The following is a 6,052-nucleotide window of genomic DNA, read 5'->3' as shown; positions in this document are numbered from 1 at the left end:
AATACTGTAAAGAATTTAGACAATGTTGTACATGGAAATATTAGCAACTTAGTACATTTTTATTTTAGCATTCATATTAGATGAAAATTTTGAATTGACAAGTCTTAAAAGCTTTTTAAATATCGTCCCTTCGTACGAAGAAAAAATCCCAATTTACTTCATTGATTTCTATTGACAATATACAGTTCTTCAAATTTAACTTTTATATCTATAATGTCATCAAAGGAAATTTTTAATATCTAGGTATCGATTTTTTTATGATTACTAATATCTGCATACCCTGGCTACAAAAAAATCACTCAACCCACATTGAATGTGAATTGAGTAAAATTTGAATAGATTTCTAAACATCTAAAAATACTAGTCGATGCACCCTATAATATTGCCTTAATCAAAATACTCTGCAAATTCATCAAGATATAATTCTTTAATTCTTTGTATTGCATTTATCAAATTATATTTTGTAGCTTCGTCATACTTTTCTGGATTCTTAACGATTCTCTTTGCTTGCAAATCAGCAGAATACATTGTAATAAGTTTTTGAATCTTGCACTTTGATTTATCTCTTACCTTGAATGTTTTTTGCGTTAAATAATTTGCGCCTGCACAATGAGGACAAACCGGATACATATAACAATCATTAAAACAGTAATCATCAATGAAATCTTCTGTTTTACTATAATCGCAAGAACAAATTTTTTCTAGTTCTTTCCCTTCAAATGTCATTGGAGTAACAAATGGACATGGTCTCCTTGTCCCATCCACATCAAAAAAGATTGCTCCCGTTCCAATTCCACACCACTTTTTCTTTGGATGATTTTTATCTTCACACATCTCCAGTTTTCGGTTCATCATTTGATCTAAACGGAGATTATTGTTTTCAACATAAAAGTCAACAAGCCCTTCCAATTGAGGTATTATCATTTTGATATACTTCTCATCGCTCCAATTAAATTCACCTTCAAACAGATTTACCCCACCTATTTCGCAGAATCCTAATGAATGCATATATTTGATATTCTCAGCCAAATGCTCTAGGGAGTATTCTGATAAAGTCATCTTAATTCCTTGGCATGGCCATGTTTTTACGAAGAAATCAATATCAATTTTATCAAAAGAATTGCTACGATTATGATTATGTGTATCAGGCAATCCATCAAGACTAAGGCCTAAAACGAATATTTCTTTATGTACAACAAGCCATTCTTTCATTTTGTCAGTCAGGACTGTGCCATTCGTTGTTGCATAAAAAATATATTCTTCACTCGGATTTTTTTTCTGAGTATATTCAATAACATTTTTAATCAAATCAAATTCGAGCATTGGCTCTCCGCCGATAAAACCAATCTCTACACCACTCATATCATCTGGAACATTATCAAAAATCCAATCAATACATTTTTTTGCAGTATCTAATGACATTCTATTATCTGTATCATGTTCCTGATAGCAATATACACAATCCAAATTACAATTATGTGTTACACATATTGTTGGAGAAAACCTTGTTTTGTTTTTTCCACTCATAGTTAATTATTAAGCCTCCTAACGTAAAAAGCTGTCTGTCAACCTCCAAGCAAATCTGCAGTAGAAAATTGACAAACAGCTCCTCATTTTTTGCCCCGAGTTTTTTTCTAACTACATGCACCAGAACAACTTCTACCACAGTTTCCAGTACATCCTGTTTCACATCCGCCAGAACAACTCTGTCCACAATTGCCGGTACAACCACAACCGCTTGCATATACTAAGCCATCTGCAAGTGCATATGATTGTTGGGGTTTAAGTGAGTCTAATGCGTCCATCAGACTGTCTTTTAAAATTGACATGCCAAATACCTCCTAAAGTTTTTAACACCATCATTTTACCATTTTTTAAACAAATTGGCAATGTAAATAGCCAATTTTCTGCATTTTTCACACATAATCTTTATGGTAATTACTCAATGAACTTATATACAATATCTGTTACCTTTTTCTGTTTCAAATCTTGTGTAATATAATGCAAAACTTCATCTTGCTGATTTTTAATCCAAAATATAGGATTTCCTTTAAAAATAGTAATCTCGCAATACTTACTATCTGTCTGCGCCACAAATCGAATTCCAAAAATTGCCCCACACTGATACATTATATTGATTGACCCTTTCAACGCAGCTTTAACCTTGGCTACAGAAGATATATCCGACTTATCTACTGGTATTCCCTTAAATTTTTGAGGTTCTGTGAGCATAGTCAAATCATTGCTAAAATCGACATTTTGTATTAGCTTTCTGCAACGAGAACAAAGTGTTTGCAAATTTCTTATTGAAGAGTACCCCAAAGCCAAATTAATAGGCTCTGCATATAACTTGTTCTTTTTTCCATCAATTCCACAACACTTGCAGCTTCCATCTCTTAACTTAACTGCGCTTACAAGGCTTTTTGCATCAATAACTTCATATTCTTTATCATCAGTATCATCTCCTGCTACATACGATTCCCCTGTACCACTAAGAAGTTTTTTAGTCATATTTAAGTCTACAGCCACCTTAAAATTGTAAAATGACTCATACAATTTGGGCCATAATGATCCGGTTCTTGAGTACTCTCGATTTAAAATAGAAATCTGCTTTTCTGGTATCTCATTTCGAATTAATTCCAGTATTCTTTCCATATCATCATCCAAGTTTAAATTAGCCTGTACATACAAAGGTTCTTCTCCGTTTTGAGCTATGTGTCTTATAATTTTTACAAGATTATCACTGTTTTCATTCACAGTGCAATCAAAATCAAATTTTAAAGACAGTTCATGAAGTTGTTCCTGCACTTTTCTTTCATCGAAATTCTCCTTTTTCCATTCTTCAAGCAGAATGTCTTTGTTATCAAGTATATATTTAATCAAATCATCATATTTCTTCTTATTCTTTTGCAAAACATTAGCGTAATCTTCAATCAGTTTGATTGTATCATCTTCATCATACATAAACTCCACATATTTTACAGTGTACCATCCATCTGGAACATATTTAGCATAATCTTCAATAAGTTTATTGTCTTTAGACAATGCCTTATTCAATTCCATAAGCATTGTAAACGAAAAAGTATAGATAGGATGACTGGTTCGCTCAATACGTTCTTCACTTAATTCACCTAAACCGGATGGGATATACCATATAACCGATTTATCCCACCTGTTTCCAAACAACACAATATTTGCTTCTTTTTTCTTTCCTCCGGCTCTTTCTCCACGCAGACAACGTCCAATCATTTGATTAAACAGAATATAGCTCTGTGTTTCATGGGAAATAAATACAGTCTTTACTGTAGGTATATCAGCACCCTCTGTAAGCATTTTAACGTTAAGAAGTACATCAAATTTATCTTTTCTAAATTCCTCAATAACTTCTCCATTTGTCTTATCTCTACCATTGTTAAAAGAATATATTGTATCACATCTTACACCATGTTTTCGGAATTCGTCTTTCATGTACTCACATTGATACCATCGATCCAGAAAAATAATGGTTTTCCCATACTCACTTTTGTTCTTAAGGTATTCAGAAATTATGAATTCATTTCGTTCTTTGTTCTCTGCTAGTTCCTCGATAATATGCTCTGGAATTTCACGGTGCTTTTTTACTAACCAGAAATAGTCCTCTTCATTCAAAGCTATCTTTGTAGGTGTTTTTATATATTTGAAATTTTCTTTTGCAAGAATTCCTTGTTGTTGTAATAATTCCTTTTCAACTTCATAGATAACTCCCTTATCAAAGATTTCCCAGAGCCAGCCTCTTCTACTTTCATTTGTATATGTCGGAGTTGCAGTCAGCCCCAAAAGCCATAACTTAGGTGCGGCTTCTTTTAGTTCCATTATCATCTTTCGAAAACCATATGCCGGTGCATGATGTGCTTCATCTAAAACACATATTAAATTTTCAATATTACCATTCACAAATGACGAATACGCATTTTCTGACTCAGCATTTTTACTTGCACTTTGTGTAGTGATTAAAATAATATCATCTGTTTTTTTTATGTCTTTTATCTTACTGTGTCCTTTTTCACTAGAAACTCTCCTGATTGATAAATCTTGAGATAAATTATCCTTTATACAATAATATGCTTGGTTCAGTAATTCGAAAGATTGTGCAAACCATATTATCTTCACTTCATGGCTTTGTAATATTTCATTTAACCAATAAACTGCTGTATATGTTTTGCCTCCTCCGGTTGGTATTGATACAATCCCACAATTTTGATGATTTCTGTCAGAAAAACTCTTTTGAATGGCTTGAATTGCTTCAAATTGATGTGGTAACAATTCGTATTTCATACTCTACCTCCATTCCGTTATTCCACTCTAACATATATTCTACGCTTATTAGTTTATCAAAACAACATATAGAAAAAATTGATATGTATGAAGCTCTAATAGAAGAAGGGTTTAATATAAGTTATACATCTGTAGCTAAACTAAAGCAGCAAATTCTATAGAATGTAAACAAAAGAAGCTTATATAAGACAAGAATATAATACTGGTGATGTAGTTAAATTTAGAATTTTTAAGCTTGGTTTTATATATATGATTAAATCTTATATTGTTCATTAAATTTTAAATATAAAAAAAAGACCGTATCAAATTTGATACTGTTATAGCTTTGATATATTTATTTATAGGCAAAGGATATGTTGGAAATAAATGTATTGGATACTTTGAAAAATTCGTTTAATTTCTTATCCTCTAAATTATAGCAATACAAGGCATTTGGATAAACTGTTATATTACCATAAATAGATTTTTCACTTGTCCCAGTGGGTACAGCAGCAAAATAAAGTTTTTTTCCATCATAACTAAGCGCTGCAATATAAGGCTGGGAAATTTCAGGAACTTCGTTTGGTTTTCCAAGCTGTTCTTGAGTTAACAAAGTATCTATTTTATTACTCTTCAAATCTAGCTTATAAAATCCTTTTTCATTATCCTTCATACCTGTTCCACCTAGTATGATAGAATCTTTCGATTTTGATAAGGAAATCGAATCTAATCTTGAAGCCTTTATCTCAGTTATTACCTTCCTATTACTTCCATCCATATTCATTTCTATAATATAATAATTAATTTTTGCCAAATCATCATTTTTCTTGAATTTCTTCGTCACATATTCATCATAAGGAAACGCTAATGCGATAATTTTATTATCACCAATATCAAAATCTTGTACACCTAAATTTGGAGAACCTAATTCAATAGTTTTCCCTTCCTTTTTATTAACATCTATTCGTGATATTTGTGGAATTGGAGAATTTTTATCTCCACTCTTTGCAAATATAATATTTCCCTCTTCATCACCGAAATGCAAATTAAATTGTCCTAAAGAATCATTAGTAATTTGATAGATTTCCTTAGTTGGAATATTAAGCCTAAATACATCCCAAGGTCCAGTTCCAATAGCGTCAGAATAAATTAAGATATCTCCCGCAGTATTAACCTTTCCTGATATCATTGGCTCTCTATTACCTACCAATTTTTGTTTTACTTGAGTCTCAGTATCTATCATCCATATATCACTTTTGCTATCAGTATCATTATCAGTATTAGTGTTAGTAACAGACAGAGTTATCCATTCACCCTTGTCTTGAGTAACTTTACCTATTACTACTTTACTATTCATTTCATTAAAAATGAATAAAATAACAACAGTAAAAATAGTTAAAGTTAATAGTATATATTTCATAATATTTTTCTTATAGCTTAACATATCCGAAAATATTTTTGATATCACAATACAACACCTCTAAGTTATTTTATGATTTTTTTATATTATAGGGTTCCAGATTAAATCTTAAAATTATTCACTTATCAAATGAGAAAACTCAAATTAATATTTTTTCAATAACTAACAGAGTATTTTAGTTAAAAGTTAAGAGTGAATAGTTAACAGTTGTGGTTATTACTACTCACTCCGTTCCTAGCAATTCTCAACGCATCTTTTTATAAATTTGCAAAGCAAATTATATTTATAGATTTTTTAAAATCATTTTCAGAAATTGGTTGCCACTTTCATACTAAATTC

The 6,052-nt window shown here is 31.1% G+C and carries 4 protein-coding genes; all 4 read right to left on the bottom strand.

The genetic code is table 11. The features are described from left to right. Nucleotides 1-387: 387 nt before the first annotated feature. The 4 genes from AZI32_RS16595 to AZI32_RS16580 all read right to left on the bottom strand — a co-directional run bounded on the left by AZI32_RS16595 (nt 388) and on the right by AZI32_RS16580 (nt 5,761). The gene (locus AZI32_RS16595; RefSeq protein WP_061997020.1) at nt 388-1,527 is read right to left on the bottom strand and encodes a radical SAM protein; all 1,140 of its coding nucleotides are present in this window, start codon (nt 1,525-1,527) and stop codon (nt 388-390) included. Nucleotides 1,528-1,634: 107 nt separating this feature from the next. Next, a complete protein-coding gene (locus AZI32_RS16590) occupies nt 1,635-1,829 on the bottom strand; it encodes a hypothetical protein (protein ID WP_061997018.1) in 195 nt (64 codons plus the stop codon). A gap of 109 nt (nt 1,830-1,938) precedes the next feature. Continuing rightward, complete coding sequence (locus AZI32_RS16585; protein ID WP_061997016.1) at nt 1,939-4,314, bottom strand: DEAD/DEAH box helicase; 2,376 nt, start codon at nt 4,312-4,314, stop codon at nt 1,939-1,941. Nucleotides 4,315-4,648: 334 nt separating this feature from the next. Beyond that, entirely contained in the window at nt 4,649-5,761 is a 1,113-nt protein-coding gene (locus AZI32_RS16580; RefSeq protein ID WP_061997014.1) for a hypothetical protein, read from the bottom strand. Nucleotides 5,762-6,052: the final 291 nt, after the last annotated feature.

The sequence above is a fragment of the Clostridium sp. ATCC 25772 genome (assembly GCF_001573875.1).
GTDB lineage: Bacteria > Bacillota > Clostridia > Clostridiales > Clostridiaceae > Clostridium_J > Clostridium_J senegalense.
This window is presented reverse-complemented; position numbering and strand designations above follow the sequence as displayed.